At 63.6% G+C, this 19,925-nt stretch carries 20 protein-coding genes and 1 tRNA gene; 6 read left to right on the top strand and 15 right to left on the bottom strand.

What is annotated here, in order from left to right; translation table 11 throughout:
• Positions 1 to 198: 198 nt before the first annotated feature.
• Positions 199 to 1,086, bottom strand: a complete 888-nt coding sequence (locus JQ553_RS04280; protein ID WP_249143912.1) for a YiiX/YebB-like N1pC/P60 family cysteine hydrolase — start codon at positions 1,084 to 1,086, stop codon at positions 199 to 201.
• A 184-nt stretch (positions 1,087 to 1,270) separates the two neighbouring features.
• On the opposite strand from JQ553_RS04280, the gene JQ553_RS04275 reads away from it, so the two are divergent.
• A complete protein-coding gene (locus JQ553_RS04275) occupies positions 1,271 to 2,680 on the top strand; it encodes an NAD(P)/FAD-dependent oxidoreductase (protein ID WP_212498605.1) in 1,410 nt (469 codons plus the stop codon).
• 122 nt (positions 2,681 to 2,802) lie between these two features.
• Here JQ553_RS04275 and JQ553_RS04270 read toward each other — a convergent pair whose 3' ends face one another.
• The 5 genes from JQ553_RS04270 to pheS form a co-directional block, all read right to left on the bottom strand.
• On the bottom strand, positions 2,803 to 3,747 hold the full coding sequence (locus JQ553_RS04270; protein WP_212498604.1) for an MBL fold metallo-hydrolase: 945 nt from the start codon (positions 3,745 to 3,747) through the stop codon (positions 2,803 to 2,805).
• A 40-nt stretch (positions 3,748 to 3,787) separates the two neighbouring features.
• Entirely contained in the window at positions 3,788 to 3,916 is a 129-nt protein-coding gene (locus JQ553_RS34835; protein WP_283817206.1) for a hypothetical protein, read from the bottom strand.
• Positions 3,917 to 3,970: 54 nt separating this feature from the next.
• Complete coding sequence (gene pheT, locus JQ553_RS04265; RefSeq protein WP_212498603.1) at positions 3,971 to 6,379, bottom strand: phenylalanine--tRNA ligase subunit beta; 2,409 nt, start codon at positions 6,377 to 6,379, stop codon at positions 3,971 to 3,973.
• Positions 6,380 to 6,500: 121 nt separating this feature from the next.
• Positions 6,501 to 6,911: an ASCH domain-containing protein gene (locus tag JQ553_RS04260; protein WP_212498810.1), complete on the bottom strand. Its 411-nt coding sequence runs from the start codon at positions 6,909 to 6,911 to the stop codon at positions 6,501 to 6,503.
• Positions 6,912 to 6,913: 2 nt separating this feature from the next.
• Positions 6,914 to 7,996 carry a phenylalanine--tRNA ligase subunit alpha gene (gene pheS, locus JQ553_RS04255; RefSeq protein ID WP_212498602.1) on the bottom strand — a complete coding sequence of 361 codons (1,083 nt, stop codon included), beginning with the start codon at positions 7,994 to 7,996 and terminating at the stop codon, positions 6,914 to 6,916.
• Between the two features lie 148 nt (positions 7,997 to 8,144).
• On the opposite strand from pheS, the gene JQ553_RS04250 reads away from it, so the two are divergent.
• The gene (locus JQ553_RS04250; RefSeq protein WP_212498601.1) at positions 8,145 to 8,558 is read left to right on the top strand and encodes a hypothetical protein; all 414 of its coding nucleotides are present in this window, start codon (positions 8,145 to 8,147) and stop codon (positions 8,556 to 8,558) included.
• Positions 8,559 to 8,569: 11 nt separating this feature from the next.
• Here JQ553_RS04250 and rplT read toward each other — a convergent pair whose 3' ends face one another.
• From rplT to infC, 3 genes are all read right to left on the bottom strand, one after another.
• On the bottom strand, positions 8,570 to 8,929 hold the full coding sequence (rplT, locus tag JQ553_RS04245; protein WP_212498600.1) for a 50S ribosomal protein L20: 360 nt from the start codon (positions 8,927 to 8,929) through the stop codon (positions 8,570 to 8,572).
• Between the two features lie 74 nt (positions 8,930 to 9,003).
• Positions 9,004 to 9,204 (bottom strand): 50S ribosomal protein L35, encoded by a 201-nt coding sequence (gene rpmI, locus JQ553_RS04240; RefSeq protein ID WP_212498599.1) that lies wholly within the window; start codon positions 9,202 to 9,204, stop codon positions 9,004 to 9,006.
• A 340-nt stretch (positions 9,205 to 9,544) separates the two neighbouring features.
• Positions 9,545 to 10,084, bottom strand: a complete 540-nt coding sequence (infC, locus tag JQ553_RS04235; protein ID WP_212498809.1) for a translation initiation factor IF-3 — start codon at positions 10,082 to 10,084, stop codon at positions 9,545 to 9,547.
• Between the two features lie 226 nt (positions 10,085 to 10,310).
• Here infC and JQ553_RS04230 point away from each other — a divergent pair, with 226 nt between their 5' ends.
• Both JQ553_RS04230 and JQ553_RS04225 read left to right on the top strand, forming a co-directional pair.
• Positions 10,311 to 11,105, top strand: coding sequence for a carboxylesterase (locus JQ553_RS04230; RefSeq protein WP_212498598.1), 795 nt, complete (start codon positions 10,311 to 10,313; stop codon positions 11,103 to 11,105).
• A 129-nt stretch (positions 11,106 to 11,234) separates the two neighbouring features.
• Positions 11,235 to 11,705: a nuclear transport factor 2 family protein gene (locus JQ553_RS04225; RefSeq protein ID WP_212498597.1), complete on the top strand. Its 471-nt coding sequence runs from the start codon at positions 11,235 to 11,237 to the stop codon at positions 11,703 to 11,705.
• Between the two features lie 14 nt (positions 11,706 to 11,719).
• On the opposite strand, the gene JQ553_RS04220 is transcribed toward JQ553_RS04225, so the two are convergent.
• From JQ553_RS04220 to JQ553_RS04210, 3 genes are read right to left on the bottom strand one after another with little or no spacing between them, the layout of a single operon-like run.
• Positions 11,720 to 12,517 (bottom strand): acyl-CoA thioesterase domain-containing protein, encoded by a 798-nt coding sequence (locus JQ553_RS04220; protein WP_212498596.1) that lies wholly within the window; start codon positions 12,515 to 12,517, stop codon positions 11,720 to 11,722.
• Between the two features lie 34 nt (positions 12,518 to 12,551).
• Positions 12,552 to 13,772, bottom strand: coding sequence for a tRNA epoxyqueuosine(34) reductase QueG (queG, locus tag JQ553_RS04215; protein ID WP_212498595.1), 1,221 nt, complete (start codon positions 13,770 to 13,772; stop codon positions 12,552 to 12,554).
• Positions 13,721 to 14,413 carry a glutathione S-transferase family protein gene (locus JQ553_RS04210; RefSeq protein ID WP_212498594.1) on the bottom strand — a complete coding sequence of 231 codons (693 nt, stop codon included), beginning with the start codon at positions 14,411 to 14,413 and terminating at the stop codon, positions 13,721 to 13,723. Before JQ553_RS04210 ends, queG begins: the two co-directional genes overlap by 52 nt.
• A gap of 250 nt (positions 14,414 to 14,663) precedes the next feature.
• Here JQ553_RS04210 and JQ553_RS04205 point away from each other — a divergent pair, with 250 nt between their 5' ends.
• Positions 14,664 to 15,470 carry an undecaprenyl-diphosphate phosphatase gene (locus JQ553_RS04205; RefSeq protein ID WP_212498593.1) on the top strand — a complete coding sequence of 269 codons (807 nt, stop codon included), beginning with the start codon at positions 14,664 to 14,666 and terminating at the stop codon, positions 15,468 to 15,470.
• Positions 15,471 to 15,505: 35 nt separating this feature from the next.
• Here the strand turns inward: JQ553_RS04205 and JQ553_RS04200 are convergent, their stop codons facing one another.
• Positions 15,506 to 16,474 carry a complex I NDUFA9 subunit family protein gene (locus tag JQ553_RS04200; protein WP_212498592.1) on the bottom strand — a complete coding sequence of 323 codons (969 nt, stop codon included), beginning with the start codon at positions 16,472 to 16,474 and terminating at the stop codon, positions 15,506 to 15,508.
• 148 nt (positions 16,475 to 16,622) lie between these two features.
• Here JQ553_RS04200 and JQ553_RS04195 point away from each other — a divergent pair.
• Positions 16,623 to 16,709, top strand: a tRNA-Leu gene (locus JQ553_RS04195).
• A gap of 85 nt (positions 16,710 to 16,794) precedes the next feature.
• Here the strand turns inward: JQ553_RS04195 and JQ553_RS04190 are convergent.
• The gene (locus JQ553_RS04190) at positions 16,795 to 18,060 is read right to left on the bottom strand and encodes a glycosyltransferase family 87 protein (protein ID WP_212498591.1); all 1,266 of its coding nucleotides are present in this window, start codon (positions 18,058 to 18,060) and stop codon (positions 16,795 to 16,797) included.
• A gap of 182 nt (positions 18,061 to 18,242) precedes the next feature.
• Positions 18,243 to 19,514: an MFS transporter gene (locus JQ553_RS04185; RefSeq protein ID WP_212498590.1), complete on the bottom strand. Its 1,272-nt coding sequence runs from the start codon at positions 19,512 to 19,514 to the stop codon at positions 18,243 to 18,245.
• Positions 19,515 to 19,925: the final 411 nt, after the last annotated feature.

Raw genomic sequence — 19,925 nt, 5'->3', positions numbered from 1 at the left:
GCCGGCGCGGTCTGAAGCTCAGCGATGTCGATGTGGAAATAGCCGGATGGTTGAGCCTTTGGCGAGTGCTCTCAGTCGCTCTTGACTATTTTGTATTGCTCGACGGACCGCCCCGCCGTGGCAGCGCGCCGTCTATAACCTGTCCCATAGCGCATCCTTCGAATCGTGGGACGGAATGCATCAAGCTTGACCAAACATTTAAACGGACGTCGGCTCCGCGGCCTTCACTTTCGCAGCCGCAGCCGGAAGCGGCGCCTCTTCGTCAATCTCCTCAGCAATAAGCGGCGGCGGCTGGACTTCTGGAAACACACTGAACTCGCCCGCTACCTCCTGGAGCGGCTTTTGCTTGTCGGCCCAGTGCAGCGCGGTGTAATCGAAGCCTTGCACGATGGTGGGTTTGACGACCTCGAAATAGGGCGAAATGTCGAAGTCGCGCGGCATGTAGAGCGAAGAATCGCGGATATGCAGGATCTCGCGGCGCGCCTTGCGGCTCGCGGCGCGCGTGATCTTGGGCAGGATCGGATAGCGCACCGCGTCGAACGCCTGCGCGATCAGGGCCGAACAGATGATCTTGGTCGGATCACCCGAACCGAACGCAATCATGCGCCGCCGCCAGCGCTGCGGGATCGGCAGCGGAAACAGATAGCGCGCGAGGTCGACGATGTTCTTGGTGTCGTAGCCGAAGCCGATGCGGTTGATGGCATAGCGGCACACCGTGGTGCGATCCTCGTAGGACAGTCCGACCGGGCGGCAAACGCGCGTGTGATAGGCATAGTATTTTGATAGCGCCGAAGAGGTGACGCCCTCGCCGATATTGGCCTCGATCAGCACATGCTGTTCGCCGTCGGCTTCGAAGGCACCGTCGATCGGCCCGACATAGAGCGCGGCATGCGACCAGGTCGACTGCGTGAGATATTTGATGATGCCGGAAATCCGGTTGTTGCCTTCGACCAGCAAGACGTCGCCTGGCTGGATGACGCCGCGCAGATGTTCCGGATCGCTCGGCGTGAACGGCTCATAGCCCCGGATTTCCTTTTCCAGGTAGCGCGCAATCAACTTGCCGACGGTATCGAGCATTACCCCCATGGAATCTCCCTGCGGCTCTACGACCGCTTGTGTTCCATTATCATGGTCGCTAGCCGTTTCAATTTAGTTCATGCCTATGACGGATCAATCATGGTTGATTTACCATGATAGTTGCTGTGAACGGTGAGATGCTGCACAGTTCGCGAAGCGTTCCATTTTTTGCAAAGTCCCCGGAAACCATGCCATGACAATCACCCGCCGCGATTTCCTGTCGGCGTCTGCAGGCCTCGCGCTCGCGCCTGCGCTTGGCGGCCGGGTTCTCGCCGCACCGGCGCCGCGCGAAGCCGATATCGTGGTGATCGGCGCCGGCGCTGCCGGCATTGCTGCGGCGCGACGGATCGCGGCGGCGAACCGCAAGGCGATCGTGGTGGAAGCGGCGAACCGGATCGGCGGGCGCTGCCAGACCGATGCTGCGACCTTCGAGGTGCCGTTCGATCGCGGTGCGCGCTGGATGCATAATCTCGAAACCAATCCGATGATCCGCCTTGCGCGCGCGGCCGGCCTCGAGATCATCACCGTGCCGTCGGGCCAGAAGATCCGCATCGGCCGCCGCTACGCCCGGCCCGGCGAGACCGAGGAGTTTCTCGCAGCCCTGGTGCGTGCCAGCCGCGCCATCGATGATGCCTCGCGCAAGTCCGACGTCGCTTGCGCGGCGGCACTGCCGAAGGATCTCGGCGATTGGACCGGCACGACGGAATTCCTGCTTGGCGCGAGCTTCAGCGGCAAGGATCTGAAGGAGATGTCCTCCGTCGACAAGGCGCGCGCGCAAGATCGCAACGCCGCGATCGCCTGCCGCCAGGGATTGGGGACGCTGATCGCAAAACTGGGCGAGCAACTTCCGCTGGCGCTGTCGACGCCGGCGCAGCGCATGTCCTGGAGCAATCGCGACGTCGAGGTCAACACGCCGTCCGGCAAGATCAAGGCGCGAGCGGCCATCGTCACGGTGTCGAGTAATGTTCTCGCAAGCGGCAACATCAGATTCGACCCCGAATTGCCCAGGCGCGTGACCGAGGCCGCTTCCAAGCTCAGCCTCGGGAGCTACGACCGCATCGCGCTTCAGGTCGCGGGCAATCCGCTGGGTCTTGCGCGCGACGACGTTATCATCGAGCAAAGCAATTCGAACAAGACGGCATTGCTGTTTGCCAATATCGGCGGCTCGTCGCTGTGCACGCTCGATGTCGCGGGCTCCTTCGGCCGCGATCTCTCGGCGCAGGGCGAGCAGGCGATGGCCGCCTTCGCGGTCGAATGGCTGAGCAAGCTTTACGGCAGCGAAGTCGCCAGTGCCGTGAAGAAGACGAGCGTGACGCGCTGGAACGCCTCGCCGTTCATCCTTGGCGCGATGTCGGTCGCCGCTCCCGGTGCGCAGCAAGCGCGAAGGGCTTTGGCCGAGCCGGTCGGCTGCATGTATCTCGCCGGCGAGGCCACGCATGAAACGCTGTGGGGCACGATCGACGGCGCCTGGGAGAGCGGCGAGCGCGCCGCGGAGGCGGCGCTGCGGCGGATTGGTGCGTTGAGGGACGTCGCGCCCGAGGCGCCGCCACCGAAACAGCGATCGCGGCGCGGACGGGCCCAAGCAGCGTCACCGATGAATTGATGCCGCGGCCGAAAGCCGCGGCCGTCGTGCTTCGAGACGTGCGTGCCGCGCTCGTCAGCATGACGGGGGTGAGATTCCGATTCACAGTCACTGAAGGGGAGGATGAAAAGGTTGGCCGCCGCTCACACCGGTAGCTTCAGCTCCATCAAATCCTTGGCCACCAAGATGCGACCCGAAAAATTCTTCTTCACGTCTTCGGTCCAGTTGTCGTCAGTGACGAGCGGATCGTCGCCGGGGACGAAATGGCTCATCACCAGTAGCTTCACGCCCGCCGCGGCGGCGATGCGGCCGACATCTTCGGTCGTGGTGTGGCTCTCGAGCAGGTGCTTCTTCAGCGTCGCGCCGTTCTTGGTCTTGAGAACGAGGCGATCGACCGCCGGAACATAGAGGCATTCGTGGACCAGCACGTCGGCGCCCCTGGCGAATTCGGCGAGCCTGGGATTGTAGGCGGTATCGCTGGAGAACACGATAGTGCCGTCGGGCGTCTCGAACTTGTATGCGAAATTGTCCACGATCGGCGGATGCGGCGTGCGGAACGCGGTGACCGTCACGTCTGATGTCTTCAGCACCACGCCGTCATCCGTGATGTCCTTGGCGATCAGCAGCTTGCGCGGGTCCGGACGGCCCTCATCCTCGATTCGGGTTTCGACGTCGAACTTGTTGAGCTCCCAAAATTCCTTCGTCATCGTCTCGATGCCCTTCGGACCGAACGAATTGATCGGCGTCGACAGGCCGGCCGCCCAGGCGTTGTAGACGAGGTTGCCGTATTCGAGGTTGTGATCGGAATGATGGTGGCTGATGAAGATGTATTTCACGGAAGGGATCGGTACGCCCGCGCTGACGAGCTGGCGGCTGACACCCATGCCGCAGTCGATCACGAACGGCGTGTCATTGACGACGACGAGATTGGCGGGGTTCGAGGCGCCGACGCCGACCCGCGGCCCGCCCTTGGTGCCGAGGAACACGATGCGGGTGCGCGGCTTTGCGGCTTGTCCGAGCGCGGCGGGCGCCGCGAGCAGGGCGGCGCTGCCGAGCGCCAGTTTCAACGCGTTGCGGCGGTCGATCATCGGTGCCTCCCGGGGGTTTCTCGTTATTGCGAGGCAGAGCCTAGCCACCGCGCAAGATGCCATCAAGCGCGGGCAGGTCGACGATGACCGCAGCCAGATCAGCCGCGCCGAAGCCGGAAAAGCCGCGCGAGGTGCCGGAGACGAAGGCGACGACGCAGAGCGCGAGCACGCTATTTGTGATGACGTCGGAGGAGAAGAGGAAGGATACCGCCCCGTCTCCGGGTTATCCGCGCAACGTGCCGCCGGTCTTCTTCGTGACCTCGGCCACGATCTTGGCGGCGACCGCGTCGATCTCCTGATCGGTCAGCGTCTTCTCGCGAGGCTGGATCGTCACCGCGATCGCGATCGACTTCTTGTCGGGGTCGATGCCCTTGCCCTCATAGACGTCGAACACGGTCACGCCTGATATCAGCTTCTTGTCGACGTTCTGCGCCGACCGAACGATGTCGCCTGCCTTGACGCTGCGATCGACGATGAAGGCGAAGTCGCGCGACACCGGCTGGAACGCGGAGAACTCGATCGGCGGCCTGGCGCGGGTTGCCTTCTGCTTTCCTTCCGGGATGCGCTCCAGGATCAGCTCGAAAGCGATCATCGGGCCATCGGCGCCAAGCGTCTCGAGCGCGCGGGGATGCAACTCGCCAAAATAGCCGAGCACGTTCTGCGGACCGATCTGGATGGTGGCGGAGCGTCCGGGATGCAGCCAGGCAGGGCCGCCGGGAACGACTTGCAACGCCTGCATCGGCGCGCCGGCCGCCGCGAGCACCGCGAAGGCATCGGCCTTCGCGTCCATCGCGTCAGTGATTGCCGAACCGGACCAGTGACGTCCTGGTCCTTTCGATGATGCATAACCGTGGCGTACGCCGGAGGCTGCTACGAACTGGTCCTCCGGTCTGTCGCCGCGGAACACCTGGCCGACCTCGAACAGCGCGACGTCGGGATAGCCGCGGTTGATATTCGCCTGAACGGCTGCGACGAGGCCGGGCAGCAGGCTCGGCCGCATGTCGGACATGTCGGAGGCGATCGGATTGGCGAGAGCGAGCTCCGCCTGTCCGCCACCGAACAGTTCAGCCGCGGGCCTGGTGATGAAAGACCAGGTCACGGCTTCGACGATGCCGCGCGCCGCGAGTGCGCGCTTGGCGCGCCGGGTGCGGAGCTGAATCGGCGTCAACACCGGCTTGCGCGGCTCCTCGCCGCGCTCGAACGGGGTCATCGGCACCTTGTCGACACCGACGATCCGCACGATCTCCTCGACGATGTCGGCCTTGCCCTGTACGTCGGTGCGCCAGGAGGGAATCGCGACCTTCACGACCGGGCCGTTGCCGGCCATCATGAAGCCGAGCCGACTGAGGATCAGCTTGATCTCGACCAGCGGCACCTCGATCCCGGCGAGGCGCTTGACCTCGGTGAGCGGGAAATCGATCACGCGGTCTTCGCCAAAACGCTTGCCGACCACGATATTCTCCGACGGCGTGCCGCCGCAGAGATCCATGACCATTTTCGTCGCGAGCTCGAGACCCGGCACCATGAACGCCGGGTCGACGCCGCGCTCGAAGCGATAGCGCGCATCCGAATTGATGCCGAGCTTGCGGCCGCTCTGAGCGATGTTGATCTCGTTCCACAGCGCCGATTCGATCAGCACGTCGGTGGTGTTGTCGTCGCAGCCCGAGGCCTCGCCGCCCATGATGCCGGCGAGCGATTCGACCCCGTGCTCGTCGGCAATGACGCAGACGCCGTTGTCGAGCGTGTAGGTACGGCCGTCCAGCGCCAGCAAGGTCTCGCCGTCCCTGGCGCGGCGGACGGTGAGGTTGCCCTTCACCTTTTTGGCGTCGAACACGTGCAGCGGGCGCGCGCGGTCATAGGTCATGAAGTTGGTGATGTCGACCAGCGCGTTGATCGGGCGCAGTCCGATCGAGGTCAGCCGCTTTTGCAGCCATTCCGGCGAGGGGCCGTTCTTCACCCCGCGTACCAGGCGCAGCGCAAAGCCCGGGCAAAGCGTGGCGTCCTCCACCGTCACCTGCACGGGACAGGGGAATTCGCCCTTGATCGGCTTGATTGCGGGATCCTTGAGCTTCCCCATGTCGGCGGCAGAGAGATCGCGAGCGATGCCGTGCACGCCGGCGCAGTCCTGCCGGTTCGGCGTCAGGTTGATCTCGATGACGGGATCGCCGAGCCCGGCCCAGTCCGCATAGCCCTTGCCGACCGGCGCATCACCCGGCAGCTCCATGATGCCGTCATGGTCCTCGGAGATCTGCAGTTCGGCCGCCGAACAGAGCATGCCGCGGCTCTCGACGCCCCTGATGGTGCCGATGCCGAGCGTGATGTTCTTGCCGGGAATGTAGCTGCCGGGTGGCGAAAACACGCTGATCAGGCCGGCACGCGCATTCGGCGCGCCGCACACCACCTGCACAGGGGCGCTGCCGTCGCCGGTGTCGACCATGCACACGCGCAAGCGGTCCGCATTCGGATGCTGCTCAGCCGAGATGACGCGCGCGATCGTGAACGGCGAAAGCTGTCTCGCCTTGTCCTCGATGCTCTCGACCTCAAGCCCGATCATGGTGAGCTTGTCTGCGAGCTTCTCGAGCGGCTCGTCGGTGTCGAGATGTTCCTTCAGCCAGGAGAGGGTGAACTTCATGACAATGGTTTCTCTTGTCCCCTCTCACGCTTGCGGGGAAGGGTTGGGGTGGGGGCTCTCTCCGCGACATCAGTCGTGAGAAAGGGCAAAACAAAACCTAGCATCAGCTCACGCAATTCGCTCATGACGTCTGTTCGGCGTCGCTGAAAACCTCGATCAGGCGAAAGCGCTCGCACATCAGCATCATGCCCTCGCAAAACTTGCCTTGCCGGCCAAAGTAATTGCGATGCGCGTTGCGCCAGTGGTCGAGACTGCGATCGCCTTCGCCCTCCTCAAAGGCAAAAGCCGCATCGACCTCGCCGAAGCGGCGATAGCTCACTTCGGTCGTTTCAATGATGCAGCGCGGCTCTCCGCGGCCGTCGAGCACGATCCAGCGTTCGCCGGGTGTCGAGGTGTTGGGCTCGTCCTCGGTGCTGCATGTCGCGGTCTTGACGCCCCGGATGACGAGATCGAGCAACTCGTCGGCCAAAGCCGGCCCGTCGCCGAACGCGAACGACCGCAAGCCGCGATATTGCTCCGGGACGGCGCTCAGATTCACGAACTCAATCCCCCCGCGATCGTCGGCACGTCCAGCGGCTTGAAGCCGTAGTGGTTCAGCCAGCGTACGTCATTCTCGAACAGCTGGCGCAGATCGGCGATGCCGTATTTCAGCATTGCGATGCGGTCGATGCCCATGCCCCAGGCAAAGCCCTGGTAGACGTCGGGATCGATGCCGCAGGCGCGCAGCACATTTGGATGCACCATGCCGCAACCGAGAATCTCGAGCCAGTCCTCGCCCTCGCCGAAGCGGATCTCGCCCTTGTCGCGGCGGCACTGGATGTCGACCTCGAGGGACGGCTCGGTGAACGGAAAGAACGAGGGCCGGAAGCGCATGTTGATGTGATCGACCTCGAAGAATGCCTTGCAGAACTCGTGCAGGATCCATTTGAGGTGCCCGAGATGCGACTGCTTGTCGATGACGAGGCCCTCGACCTGGTGGAATTGCGGCGTGTGCGTCGCATCGGAATCGATTCGATAGGTGCGTCCGGGGCAAACCACGCGGATCGGCGGCTTCTGGGTCAGCATGGTGCGCACCTGCACGGGCGAGGTGTGCGTACGCAAAAGCATCCGCGAGCCGTCCTGCTTCGGATTGAAGAAGAAGGTGTCGTGCATTTCCCGCGCCGGATGTCCCTCGGGGAAATTCAGCTTCGTGAAATTGTAGTCGTCGGTCTCGATGTCGGGACCCTCGGCGATCGAGAACCCCATGTCGGCGAAAATCGTGGTGAGCTCGTCCCAGACCTGGCTCAACGGATGGATGCGACCGCTCTCCGCGGCGGTCTCGCGCAGCGGCAGCGTGACGTCGATGGTCTCGGCGGCGAGGCGCGTATCGAGCGCGGCCTGCTTCAGCACCTCGCGCCGCGCGTTGAGCGCCTGCGTCACCGCATCCTTGGCGAGGTTGATCGCCGCGCCTTGCGTCTTGCGCTCCTCCGGCGACATCTTGCCGAGGGTTGCGAGCAGGGCGGAGATCGAACCCTTCTTGCCGAGCGCTGCGACGCGCACCGCCTCGAGGGCGGCTTCGTCGCCGGCGGCGGCGATCTGGTCGAGAATGGATGTTTCGAGCGTTACGAGGTCGGACATGGTCAAGTCCCTGCTGCCGAATTTCGGCTGGGTTGTCGCCGCCCGAAGGCCGTAACGTCAAGCAAAAAGCCGGTCATTTCGGGCAGATGATCGGCTGCGTTGAACCCTCTCGTGCGGATGCCGTACCAAGGCGGAAAAGGAGCTCGCGATGCGGATTGGACCTGGTGCGGCCTTTCTGGCTGTCGTTATGTCGGTCGCAGGGACTCCGGCGGGCGCTGCGGTCTGTCAGGACAAGTCCATGACGCAGGACGAGATCATTGACGCCATCAACGCCGAGCGCGGATGCGAGCGTGCGATGAAGGTGTTCAGGGATTGCGAGTACGGCGCGAGCGGCGATGTCCAACTCGGCGCCGCCGTCGAGAAGAAGTGCGAGGCAGACTTCATGCGTCGCCTCAAAACCGCGCAGAAGCAGGCCTATCAACGCGAGATGCGGGTCTGTGATCGGAAGTACCGGAATCAATCCGGCACGATGTATCTCTCGTTCACAGCGTTTTGCCGGGCGGAGGTCGCCCAGCGGTACTCGCAAAAGGCGCTGAAGGCCGCGGGCCGCAGGGCCCGTTGAGCGCGCAGGCGTCAGGCCGCGAGCGCCGCCTTGGCCTTCTCGGCGATCGCCTGGAACGCAGCGGGTTCGGCGATGGCGAGATCCGACAGCACCTTGCGGTCGACGGTGATGCCTGACTTGGCAAGGCCGTTGATAAAGACGCTGTAGGTCATGCCGAACGGGCGGACCGCAGCGTTGATGCGCTGGATCCAGAGAGCGCGGAAGGTACGCTTCTTGCGCTTGCGGTCGCGGAATGCGTACTGGGCAGCCTTTTCGACCGCCTGCTTGGCGACGCGGATCGTGTTCTTGCGGCGGCCGTAATAGCCTTTGGCGGCCTTGTAGACCTTCTTGTGCTTGGCGTGAGCGGTCACACCGCGTTTGACGCGAGACATGACTGAAATCCTTGGATCTTGGAAGAGGTGACAGGTCGCCGCGCGAACGCGGCGGGTTCAAGCGGCTTTCGTGATCAGGCGTTCGGCAAGAAGTACTTCTTGACGTTGTCGCCGTCGGTCTTGAACAGCACGCGGGTGCCACGGAGCTGACGAATCTGCTTGGTCGTCCGCTTGATCATGCCGTGGCGCTTGCCACGCTGGGCGTGCATGACCTTGCCGGTGGCAGTCACCTTGAAGCGCTTTTTAGCGCCCGACTTGGTCTTCAACTTGGGCATTTGGCTCTCCTTCAAGCCGCAACACGAAAATCGCCCCGAAAGGCGTCCGGCCGGCTAAAATGCTCGTTAGAGCGTTGAAAGTGCTGAGGTTTTTTCCGAATTGAAAGAACCCGCACGAAACGTCGCCACGGCAGCCCTTGATCAGCCGGGCGACGAAGCCGCGCTTATGGCAGAGGAAACGCGGTTTTGCAACGCCGAACCGGGTGCCGACGCCCCGAAGCGAGCCGAGGGGTGCGCCGGTTCCAGCGCGGTCGAAGCCGGCCTTGCCCCGGCAGCTCAAACGAAACAGCCCGCCGGACGATCTGACGGGCTGTTCCTTTGCGCAATCGATAGATTCGAACTACCGCGGCGCGAGCACCATCACGACCTGGCGTCCCTCGAACCTCGCATCCTGCTCGACCTTGGCGAACTCGGCGACGTCGGCCTTCACCTTGTCGAGCAGCTTGGTGCCGATCTCCTGGTGCGCCATTTCACGGCCGCGGTAGCGCAAGGTGATCTTGACCTTGTCGCCTTCCTCGAAGAAGCGCTGCATCGCGCGCATCTTCACGTCATAGTCGTGATCGTCGATCATCGGGCGGAGCTTGATCTCCTTGATCTCGACGACCTTCTGCTTCTTGCGGGCTTCGGCGGCCTTCTTCTGCGCGGAATACTTGTACTTCCCGTAGTCCATGATCTTGCAGACGGGGGGGCTGGTGTTCGGCGAAATCTCGACGAGATCCATCCCGGCATCCATGGCCATGCGGATGGCCACCACGGTTTCGACGGTGCCCTTGTTGGTACCGTCCTGATCAATCAGTTGGACCTGTGCGTTGCGGATGTCGTCATTGGTGCGCGGCCCATCTTTGGCGACTGTGGGCGGGGCTCTATTGGGACGGCGAATGGGTAACTCTCCAAAGTTGTGAAGGAAGCAGATATTTTGAAGCAAGACGCCGCGCCGGGCAAGCGAACTTGGAGACCTCGCCTGCAAAACCGTCAAATGCGAGGCATTTTGGTCACGTCCGGCAGATATTCCGGATGTCCCTGTTTCGCAAGACACGTCGCAAGAGCTGTTGACCGGTGCCGCCAGCTCATTGAAAAGCAGGTGCCTGACACGCGAGTGACGACCCATGAGCCAAACTGCCGCAGACGATCCGGAACCCGCCTTCATCGAAGTCGGCGAGGGCAGTGAGGCACGCCGGATCGCGGTGCGCGTCCGTGACGGCCGCGGTCCCGGGCTGCTCTGGCTCGGCGGCTTCAGTTCCGACATGCGGGGCAACAAGGCGGTTGCGCTCGACGCGTGGGCAGCCGAGCAGGGCCGTCGCTGCGTCAGGTTCGACTATTCCGGCCATGGCGAATCCGGCGGCGATTTTGTCGACGGCACGATCGGCCGCTGGCTCGAGGAGAGCGTCGCGGTATTTACGCAGTTCTGCAGCGGGCCGCAGGTAGTGATCGGCTCCTCGATGGGCGGCTGGATCGCGCTCCTCCTGGCGCAAGAGATCGCACGACGCGGGAACGCAAGCGCCTCGCTCGCCGGCCTGGTGCTGATCGCCCCCGCGCCCGATTTCACCGAGGAACTGATGTGGAAGGCCTTTACGCCGGAGATCCGCGCCGAGATCGAAACCAAGGGGGTGTGGCTCAGGCCGTCGGACTATGACGACGGCACGCCCTATCGGATCACGCGCAAGCTGATCGAGGAGGGGCGCAACCATCTCTTGCTCGGGAGTCAGATCGACGTCGGCTGCCCGGTGCGCATCCTGCAGGGCGCGCAGGATCCAGATGTGCCATGGAAGCATGCATTCGCGCTGGTGCACCGCCTGCCGGCAGAGGACGTGGTGCTGACCATGATCCAGGACGGCGACCACCGGCTGTCGCGGCCGCAAGACATCGCGCGGATCATCGCCTCGGTCGCCGAGATCGGCTAGAGCCCTGTCGGTTCCGATAGAATCAGAGCCGAGGCTCTGGGTTGTGGTTTTGACGCCTTCTCCTCGCGCGAACCCGCACCCCACGTCGCTCGAAAACGCTATATGCTCCCGCGCGAGGGAGAAACGCCAATGACCATCGACGAGATGTTGCGCGCATTCTGCGACGCGGTCGAGCGACGCGACGGCAAGGCCTTCGCGCGCCTCTTCACCGAGGATGGCGTCTATCACGACGTGTTCTACGGTGCGTTCAAGGGGCACGCCAGGATCGCCGAGATGATCGACGACTGGTTCTACCGCACCGCGACGGATTTCCGCTGGGACATGCATGAACCGGTCAGTGACGCCCGCACGCTCTATGCGCGCTACACCTTCAGCTACCGCTCGACGCTGCCGGAGGCGAAGGGGGCGCGGGGGATGTTCGAGGGCGTCGCAATCATGCGGCTGCGCGACGGCAAGATCGCAGAATACCACGAGGTCGCCAACACCGCGCCCGCCTTCGTCGATCTCAACTTTGCGCCTGAGCGGATCGCAAGGATCATGGCCAGGCAGGGCGCGGCGCTGAAGGCGCGGCCGGAGATGGCGCGGCATCTGGTCGAATAGGCGATGGTGCGCCTTTACGGCGGCGGCGGGTTGGTCATCGGCTTGCGCTGCGCAAGCGCGGCGACTGTCGAGGTGCCGATCGATCCCTTCTCGTCGTAGAGCCAGCACTCGCCGATCGCGACGCCATCGGTGGCGTGATGGTTCACGACCTCGAAGCCGATCCAGCGCGTTACCGGCAGGCGGTGCAGATAGATCGTCACGTCGCTGTTGATGTAGCCGAGTCCTTGGTCGCCGGCGTTGGCAAAGGGGCTTGCGAAATCAGCGCCGGTTGCGACATGGACGAACGGCGTCATCGGCACGCCCGCGACGAGCTCGCGCACCTCGCTCATCCAGAGCCGGCGGGGACCGAGCGAACCCATGTGGCCGACAATCGGCCGCGTCTCCCATTTGCCGTTCATGCCGAGCGTTGGATCGGTCGGCTTCGGAATGTCCGCCGGCGACGGCACGTCCCAGTTCGGCGGCGACCAGACATTCCCGGGGGGATTTTCCGTTTTGCGCAATAACTGGCACGAGGCGCGTGCCATGCTGGTGCCGCCGGAAAAGAACTCCGCCTCGATCACCTTGATGCGCGCGCCGTCCCGCACGACCCTGGTCGTGACCTCGATCGGCGTCATGATGTTGGGCAGGCGGAACATGTCGGCGGTGAGCCGTGCCGGCACGAAATCGTCGGAGCGGTGGCGCTCCTCGATGACAAAGGCAAGCAGGCCGATCACGACGCGGCCGTGCAGGGACTCAGGACTCCATGGTCCGTTGGCGACCGGCGTCGGCATAAAGCCGTCGCCCTGTCGGGTGAAGAAGGGCTGGTTTGTCATGGCGCGCGACCATGACGGGTTCGGTGCGGGGAAATCAAGACTCTTCCCCCTCCTCACCATGGGGGGACACGGCGCTTGCTGCCCGCCACTCGTCTTGCACCGTAGCATCGAGCTCGGCGTCAGCGCGTGACGCCAGCGTCGCAAACTCGTCGCGGCCGATCAATTGCGACAGCGCCCATACCGCGGCGCCGCGCACCAAAGGGTTCGCATCGTCAAGCAACCGCCGCGGCTCCGCAGCCAGGGCGGCATCGCCGGAATTGCCGATTGCGATCAATACATTGCGGATGAAGCGGTCGCGGCCGATGCGCTTGACCGGCGATTTCGAGAACAGCGCGCGGAAGGCGGGATCGTCGAGCCGCGCGAGCCCGGCGAGCTCGGGCGCACGCAATTCGGCGCGCGCGGCGAGCTTTTGCTCGCGGCCAGCTTGCGCGAACTTGTTCCAGGGGCACACCGCAAGGCAATCGTCGCAGCCATAGATGCGGTTGCCGATGCTCTTGCGGAATTCGTGCGGGATCGGGCCCTTGTTCTCGATCGTGAGATAGGAGATGCAGCGCCGCGCATCGAGCTTGTAGGCGGAAGGAAACGCCGCGGTCGGGCAGATGTCCTGGCAGGCGGTGCAGGAGCCGCAATGATCGGTGTCGCTGACGTCGCGCGGCAGCTCGAATGCGGAAAAGATCGCGCCGAGGAACAGCCACGAGCCGAACTCGCGCGAGACCAGGTTGGTGTGCTTGCCCTGCCAGCCGATCCCCGCGGCCTGCGCGAGGGGCTTCTCCATGACGGCGGCAGTGTCGACGAAGACCTTCACCTCCGCGCCTGACATCGCGACCAGCCAGCGCGCCAGCGTCTTCAGCCGCTTCTTGATCACGTCGTGATAGTCGTCGCCCTGCGCGTAAGCCGAGATCGCGCCGTGCGAACGACACTTGAGCAGCTCCAGCGGATCATCGTCGGGCCCGTAATTGACGCCGAGCATGATGATCGAGCGCACGCCCGGCCACAGCGCGCGCGGGTCGGTGCGCCGCTCGGGGTTGGCGGCGAGCCAGTCCATGTCGCCATGGGCGCCGCTGTCGAGAAATTCGTGGAAGTATTTTCCGGCCTGCGCGATCGCGTCCGGATCGGTGACGCCGATGCAGTCGAAGCCGAGCGAGCGTGCCTCGCGCTCGAGCGCCGCCTTGAGATCGTCAGGGGAGAGCCTGACCGCCTGGTTCAGAAGTCGAGGTCCACATAGGTTCGCGAGGCCGGCACGCCCGCCAGCCATTCGCTGAGCAGCGGACGGAACGACGGGCGGGATTTCACCCGCGCGTACCACGCCTTTGCCGCGTCGTCCTCGCTCCATGGCACGTCGCCCAGATAGTCGATCGCCGAAAGATGCGCCGCGGCGGCGAGGTCCGCGTAGGTGATGCGGTCGCCGGCGAGATAGTTCCGGGTCTTCGCCAGCCAGCCGATATAGCTCAGATGATAGCGCACATTGACTTTGGCCGCGCGCATCACGTCGGCGGCGGGCGCGCCGCCGCCATCCTCCTCGCTCATGAAGCGCTTGTAGATGCGCTCGGTCACCAGCGGGCTGGAGACCTCCTCGAAGAACTTTTCGTTGAACCACGCCATCAACCGACGCACCTCGATGCGCTCGGCCATCGAGACCGGCAGCAGCCGGCGGTCACCGACCCCGAGGCCGTGCGCCTCGTCGACATATTCGCAGATGATGGCGGCGCCGGGGATCGGTGGAAAGCCCTCGGCGATCAGCATCGGCGTGGTCGCTGCCGGATTCAGCGCGAGGAACGCCTCGCGCCGCTCCCAAACCCGCTCCTCCACCAGACGCAGATCGAGTCCATACTCGCCGATCACCAGGCGGATGAAGCGCGAATGCGGACAGAACGGATGATGATACAGCGTGTACATGGAGCCCCTTGGTAGCGTGGCGGCGCTTAAGAAACCATCAACCCGGGTACAAGGTGGAAACGGGCCTCACCGTCTCCACGGTCGCGTGAGCCGCGGACCGGTAACCGCCCCGTGAGCAATGCGGGGTCAGTAAGACGCTATAGCTCAGCAAATCCATCAGGCAACCATTGTTTGGCGTTTTTTTGCGATTGCAGCGACTAGGGGAATAGGCGAGAAGGGCGCGGCTTTTTCAGACAGGGCAGGCCACATCATGATGACGGATATGCTGCGGGCGGTGATTCTCGGCATTGTCGAGGGTGTCACGGAATTCCTGCCGGTTTCATCGACGGGCCACCTCCTGCTTGCGGAACGGTTCTTCAATCTCGGCGAAGGCGATTTCTGGAAGAGCTTCGCGATCCTGATTCAGCTTGGCGCGATTCTGGCGATTGTCGCGCTTTATTTCGGCAAATTGTGGCGCGTCGCGCTCGGCATGTTCTCCAATCCGGACGACCGCCGCTTCGTCATCGGCGTGCTGGTCGCGTTCCTGCCGGCGGTGGTGATCGGCCTGATCGCCGGCAAGTACATCAAGGAGGTGCTGTTCAATCCCTGGGTGGTCTGCTTCACACTGATCGTCGGCGGCGCCATCTTGCTGTGGGTCGATCAGCTCGATCTCAAGGTGCATGAGGACGACGCGACCCGGTTCCCGCTGATGATGTATCTTTGGATCGGCATCGCGCAGTGCCTGGCGATGATCCCGGGCGTGTCCCGCTCCGGCGCCAGCATCGTGGCGGCGATGCTGCTCGGCGCCGACAAGCGCTCGGCGGCGGAGTTCTCGTTCTTCCTCGCGATTCCGACCATGGTCGGCGCGTTCGCCTATGATTTCTACAAGAACCGCGCTGACTTCACGACCGACAATCTCAGCGTGATCGCGGTGGGCTTCGTGGTCTCGTTCATCACGGCGATGATCGTGGTGAAGACGTTCCTCAACTACGTCACCCGCCACGGCTTCGCCTTCTTCGCGTGGTGGCGCGTGATCGTCGGCACGCTCGGCCTGATCGCGCTGGCGATGGGGCGGTAAGCGTCCTCTTCGCTCCTCCTTGCGGGAGAACGTCTCTACGCGCTTTTCCGCTGGAACTGCCCGGAGGCGCGGAAGCGCCAGAGGTATTGCGGAGCGATGGCCTCGATCGAATCGGGGGCGATGCCGAGGCCCTCGAATGTCAGGCGCGCCGCCTTCGCGGCATCAGACACCACATTGTCCACGCGCAGCATGTCGACCTGGTCCGGTGTCAGCTTGAACGCGCCGGGCGCAAACTGCAGGAACAGCGCCTGCAGCCTGGCGAGGCCGAACGGCAGCGTCACCAGCATGCGGTTGCGCTCGGTGATGTCGAGGATGATCTGCATGATCTCCCGCATGGTCAGCACTTCCGGCCCGCCGAGTTCGTAGGTCGCCCCGGCTTTGGTCTTGCCGTCCACGGCATCCGCCACCGCCTGCGCGACGTCGCCGACATAGGCAGGCTGCAGCCTGTTGACGCCGCCGCCGACCAGCGGCAGGGCCGGCGACATCCGCGCCAGCGCGGCAAAGCGGTTGGTGAACTGGTCCTCCGGGCCGAACATCAGCGATGGCCGCAGAATGGTGGCCGCGGGCGCCGCGGCCAGCACCGCGGCCTCGCCGGCCGCCTTGGCGCGATAATAGGCCGACAGCGCGTTCTCGTCGGCGCCGATCGCCGAGACATGGACCATCCGGGCGCCGCCGGCGGTCGCCGCCTTGGCGACGATCTCGGCCCCCTTGGTCTGCACGGCGTCGAAGCTCTGGCCGCCGCTTTCGGCCAGAATGCCGACCAGATTGATGGCGATCTGCGAATCGCGCATCGCGGCCGCGACAGACGCCGGATAGCGCACATTGGCCTGCACGGCGTGGATCTGGCCGACCCGGCCGAGCGGCTGCAGGTGGCCGGCGAGCTCCGGCCGCCGCACGGCGACGCGCACCCGGTACTCACGCTTGCACAGCGCGCGGACCACGTTCCGCCCCAGAAAACCTGATCCGCCGAAGACCGTGACGAGCGTTTCCAGGTTCGATGCCATGAGGTCAGTTCCTGCCGGATTCGAGAGCGATTGACGGGATTTAACGCTTCCGGCGATACGCCATCAGCCCCACCCTGTACAGGGTATTTGAATTTGCATTCGCAAATTTGACAACCGCGTCACCGGTCCTTACTAGAGCGCCCCACGTGCCCAGGTGGCGGAATTGGTAGACGCGCTGGCTTCAGGTGCCAGTGGCCTCACAGCCGTGAAGGTTCGAGTCCTTTCCTGGGCACCATTTGCTTCCTTCAGCGGTCGTTGCAAGGGCGGATTACGCCATCCCGACTTCTCTGGTCCGGATCGCCGACATGATCTCCCACCGGTTAGCATGATGAAGGTCCCCCTCGCCTCGCACTCGACCAGATCTTCGATGTTTCGGGACGAAGGAAGTCGGCAATGAGCAGCACCGTAAACAGCGGAGCAATTCTGCCCACGGCAAAAAGGAGCGGTGGACTGACCATGGGTATCAGCCAGATCATGAGCGCCAGGATCCAGCACCACAGAGGCTGAGGGGGAGCCTGCTCGATCAGCCAGAACGCTGCGGCTATCACGAGCAGGGTAGCATCATATGGTCCGGAATGCGGAGCAGCGAGCACCGTAGCGGCCAGAAAGAGCGCTGTTTTGGCCCTCATACTCAGCCGCGATCGGAAAGCGACGATAACGGAAGCCGCCGCGCCAAGCGATGCAAGCAGCTGAATGCATGACGCGAGCCGTTGCGGAGCGCCAAGCAAAACCGCGCAGGTGTAGACGCTATGACCCCACATACGGCCGTAGGTGATCCACTTCTCATCGGGGCTGATCAGATCAGCGACGATGAGAGGGAACCAGCGGAGCCACAGATCCCATCCGAAAATCGACCCGCTCGCAACCATCATCGCCAGCGCGGACAAGCCGGCGCCCAGGAGCGCGCCCCATTGCGCGGCCGCGATCAGGGCCAGCGGGACGAGGATGCAGAACTGAGGTTTGAACGTCAGCAGCCCCAAGATCAATCCGCTCACAGCAGGGCGTGACTCAAGAAGGCAAAGCCCGCCGACGATCAGCGCGGCCACCAGAAATACGGTCTGGCCGTCGATCACATTGATTGCCGAGGCTGGACAAATCAGAGCCATCGCGACCAAAGCACCTGATGGCGCCGAGCCTCCGGCAGCAAATCGCAGCGCGGTCGCCATCATGCCGCCGGTTGCGAGCTGAAACGCAACGTACGAGCCAAGAAAGCCGAAGGGCGCAAAGGGCAGAAGAAACAAAAGAAAGCTCGGCGGATAGGCCCACGGCCGAAACTCCAACGACTTGGAAAGCCAGCTCGCAAACGAACTATCGAGGAAATCGGTAAAACGATTGCCGTCGAAAATCAGGGAAGCGTGGTCATCGAGAACCGAGCGAATGGCCCCGTAGAAGACCATCCAGTCGGTGCCGACGGTGTTGTAGTCGAGCCCGATGACGGTGTCGTAGTCGAGCCCGACCGTGCGCGGATGCGGAATGGTCGTGGCCAGGGACAGCCAGAGGTAGAACGATGTCGCCAGACCGCCGATGAGCACGAACGCAGGGGCGCGGAAAACACCTCGCTTGAAATCAATTCGACCTTTTGCCACGCAGACGTTCTGTCCTGTCGAATTCGAGACACGAATCCGATCAATCTTAAGTTGTCAGTGAAGGCAGATAGGCCTGAAAGTTGCTAAAATTCCTTTAATCCAGGGTTGAATCTATCGTCGACCCACAACCGGGCGGAGATGCAGGCCGCTGTCGGGACGGCTCGGCCTTTGCCGCCGTGCCGTCACACAACCGCTTCGCCACTCCGCTTCGCCACCGATTTCTGCACGAAATACATCGCGACCAGCGAGACGATCGACGTCGCAACGACGATGTATCCGAGCCGGTCGAAATGGATCAGCGAGCCATCGGGACTTTCCGCGATGATGGCGGCGGCGAGCACCGAGCCGAGCCCGCCGGAGAGCTGCTGCAGTGACGCGCTGACCGCGCTGAACGAACCGCGCTGGCTGGCGTCGGGGATCGCCGAGATCAGGGCCTGCGACGGGATCATGCGTGAGAAGATGCCGACGAACATCAGGACATTGACGACGATCGCCGTTGTCAACGAGACCTGACCGAGATGAGTGTAGATCAACACCATCACGACGGACACCGCGCTGCCGAACACGAAGGTGGGATATTTGCCGAAGGTGTCGCTTGCCCTGCCGACCAGGGGACCGATGACGATGCTGAACAGGCCGGAGACGAGATAGATCGTCGGAAGGTGCGCGATGTCGATACCGAGATTGTGCACGGTGTAAGCGCTGCCGAACGGCATCAGCATGAAGCCGCCGGTCGCCAGCAGAGTCGTCACCGCGAATGCCAGCGTGTAGCGCGGCTGTCCGACCGTGGCGATCAGATGCCGGAACGGGTTGTTGTCCTGCTTCAACCGCAGATGCGCGTCGACCGGCTGCATCACGCAGGCGATAGCGGCCATCGCCACAATCGACAGGCCGACGATCGCCACGAAGCAGACGTGCCAGTCCCAGTGGTTGGCGAGAAACAGGCCTGCCGGAATCCCGAGCACCTGGCTCGCGGCGAACGCGGTTTGAACGAACCCCATCACGCGGCCGCGCAGATTGAGCGGAAACAGGTCGGTGATGATGGCGAGCACGACGGAGCCCATCACCCCGCCGAACAAACCGGTCACGGTCCGGCCCAGCAGCAGCACGTGATAGTTCTGCGCCACTGCGCAAAGCGCCGTTCCGAGCATGAAGCCGGCATAGAAGAACAGCAGCAGGCGCTTGCGATCGAAGCGATCGGCAAAACCGGCGGCAAGGATGCCCGAGACTCCCGCGCTGAATGCGTAGGCCGAAACAGCGACGCCGAATTGCCCGGCCGTGATATTGAGCGATGGCATCAGGATGGCGCCGAGCGGCGACATGATGATGAAATCGAGGATGATCGTGAACTGCGTGAACGCAAGCAGCGCGATGAGGAGCGACTGATAGCGCGAAAAGCCGCGTCGGCGTTCCTGCTGGTCGTCGACCGGCGCTGCCAGAGTCTGTTCGGTCATTGCTCTTGTTCGTGGTGGAGAATAAGGACTCGTGAGGCGTCGTCACCAGATAAGGTGGTTTCGCGACGATTTCAGGGGCCGCACGGCAGAAGCTCCGCTGAGATGCGAGTGTTCGCGGCGGATTGTTGAATCTTTGCAACGCATATTGGGAGAGTCGCGGCCGGACGACACCTCATGAAGCGCGCGACCCGGCAGGCAGCAACGGGTCGGGCACCTGCGCATCCATCAGGGATCGTGTGGCCAACCCATTGTCTCCGGTACACAATAGCGCTACACAGCCCGCGATTGACCCAATTATGCCAGCAATATCAGGGGCTCCCGGCATGGCGACCCGGCCCTTTCCAGGGCGGCCATCAGTGGGTGCCGCCTCCGACACAATCCGAAGCCTGCGCGCGCTCGCCTGTCGGGCGA

It is taken from the genome of Bradyrhizobium lablabi (assembly GCF_018131005.1).
GTDB lineage: Bacteria > Pseudomonadota > Alphaproteobacteria > Rhizobiales > Xanthobacteraceae > Bradyrhizobium > Bradyrhizobium lablabi_D.
This window is presented reverse-complemented; position numbering and strand designations above follow the sequence as displayed.

Coding starts and splice junctions, on each gene's coding strand:
- JQ553_RS04225 (WP_212498597.1), top strand. CDS start 11,235: ATGACCATCGACGAGATGTTGCGCGCATTCTGCGACGCGGTCGAGCGA.
- JQ553_RS04250 (WP_212498601.1), top strand. CDS start 8,145: ATGCGGATTGGACCTGGTGCGGCCTTTCTGGCTGTCGTTATGTCGGTC.
- JQ553_RS04210 (WP_212498594.1), bottom strand. CDS start 14,413: ATGTACACGCTGTATCATCATCCGTTCTGTCCGCATTCGCGCTTCATC.
- JQ553_RS04200 (WP_212498592.1), bottom strand. CDS start 16,474: ATGGCATCGAACCTGGAAACGCTCGTCACGGTCTTCGGCGGATCAGGT.
- pheT (WP_212498603.1), bottom strand. CDS start 6,379: ATGAAGTTCACCCTCTCCTGGCTGAAGGAACATCTCGACACCGACGAG.
- JQ553_RS04230 (WP_212498598.1), top strand. CDS start 10,311: ATGAGCCAAACTGCCGCAGACGATCCGGAACCCGCCTTCATCGAAGTC.
- JQ553_RS04185 (WP_212498590.1), bottom strand. CDS start 19,514: ATGACCGAACAGACTCTGGCAGCGCCGGTCGACGACCAGCAGGAACGC.
- JQ553_RS04205 (WP_212498593.1), top strand. CDS start 14,664: ATGATGACGGATATGCTGCGGGCGGTGATTCTCGGCATTGTCGAGGGT.
- JQ553_RS04220 (WP_212498596.1), bottom strand. CDS start 12,517: ATGACAAACCAGCCCTTCTTCACCCGACAGGGCGACGGCTTTATGCCG.
- JQ553_RS04280 (WP_249143912.1), bottom strand. CDS start 1,086: ATGGGGGTAATGCTCGATACCGTCGGCAAGTTGATTGCGCGCTACCTG.
- rpmI (WP_212498599.1), bottom strand. CDS start 9,204: ATGCCCAAGTTGAAGACCAAGTCGGGCGCTAAAAAGCGCTTCAAGGTG.
- JQ553_RS04275 (WP_212498605.1), top strand. CDS start 1,271: ATGACAATCACCCGCCGCGATTTCCTGTCGGCGTCTGCAGGCCTCGCG.
- pheS (WP_212498602.1), bottom strand. CDS start 7,996: ATGTCCGACCTCGTAACGCTCGAAACATCCATTCTCGACCAGATCGCC.
- queG (WP_212498595.1), bottom strand. CDS start 13,772: ATGGCTGGCGGGCGTGCCGGCCTCGCGAACCTATGTGGACCTCGACTT.
- rplT (WP_212498600.1), bottom strand. CDS start 8,929: ATGTCTCGCGTCAAACGCGGTGTGACCGCTCACGCCAAGCACAAGAAG.
- JQ553_RS04270 (WP_212498604.1), bottom strand. CDS start 3,747: ATGATCGACCGCCGCAACGCGTTGAAACTGGCGCTCGGCAGCGCCGCC.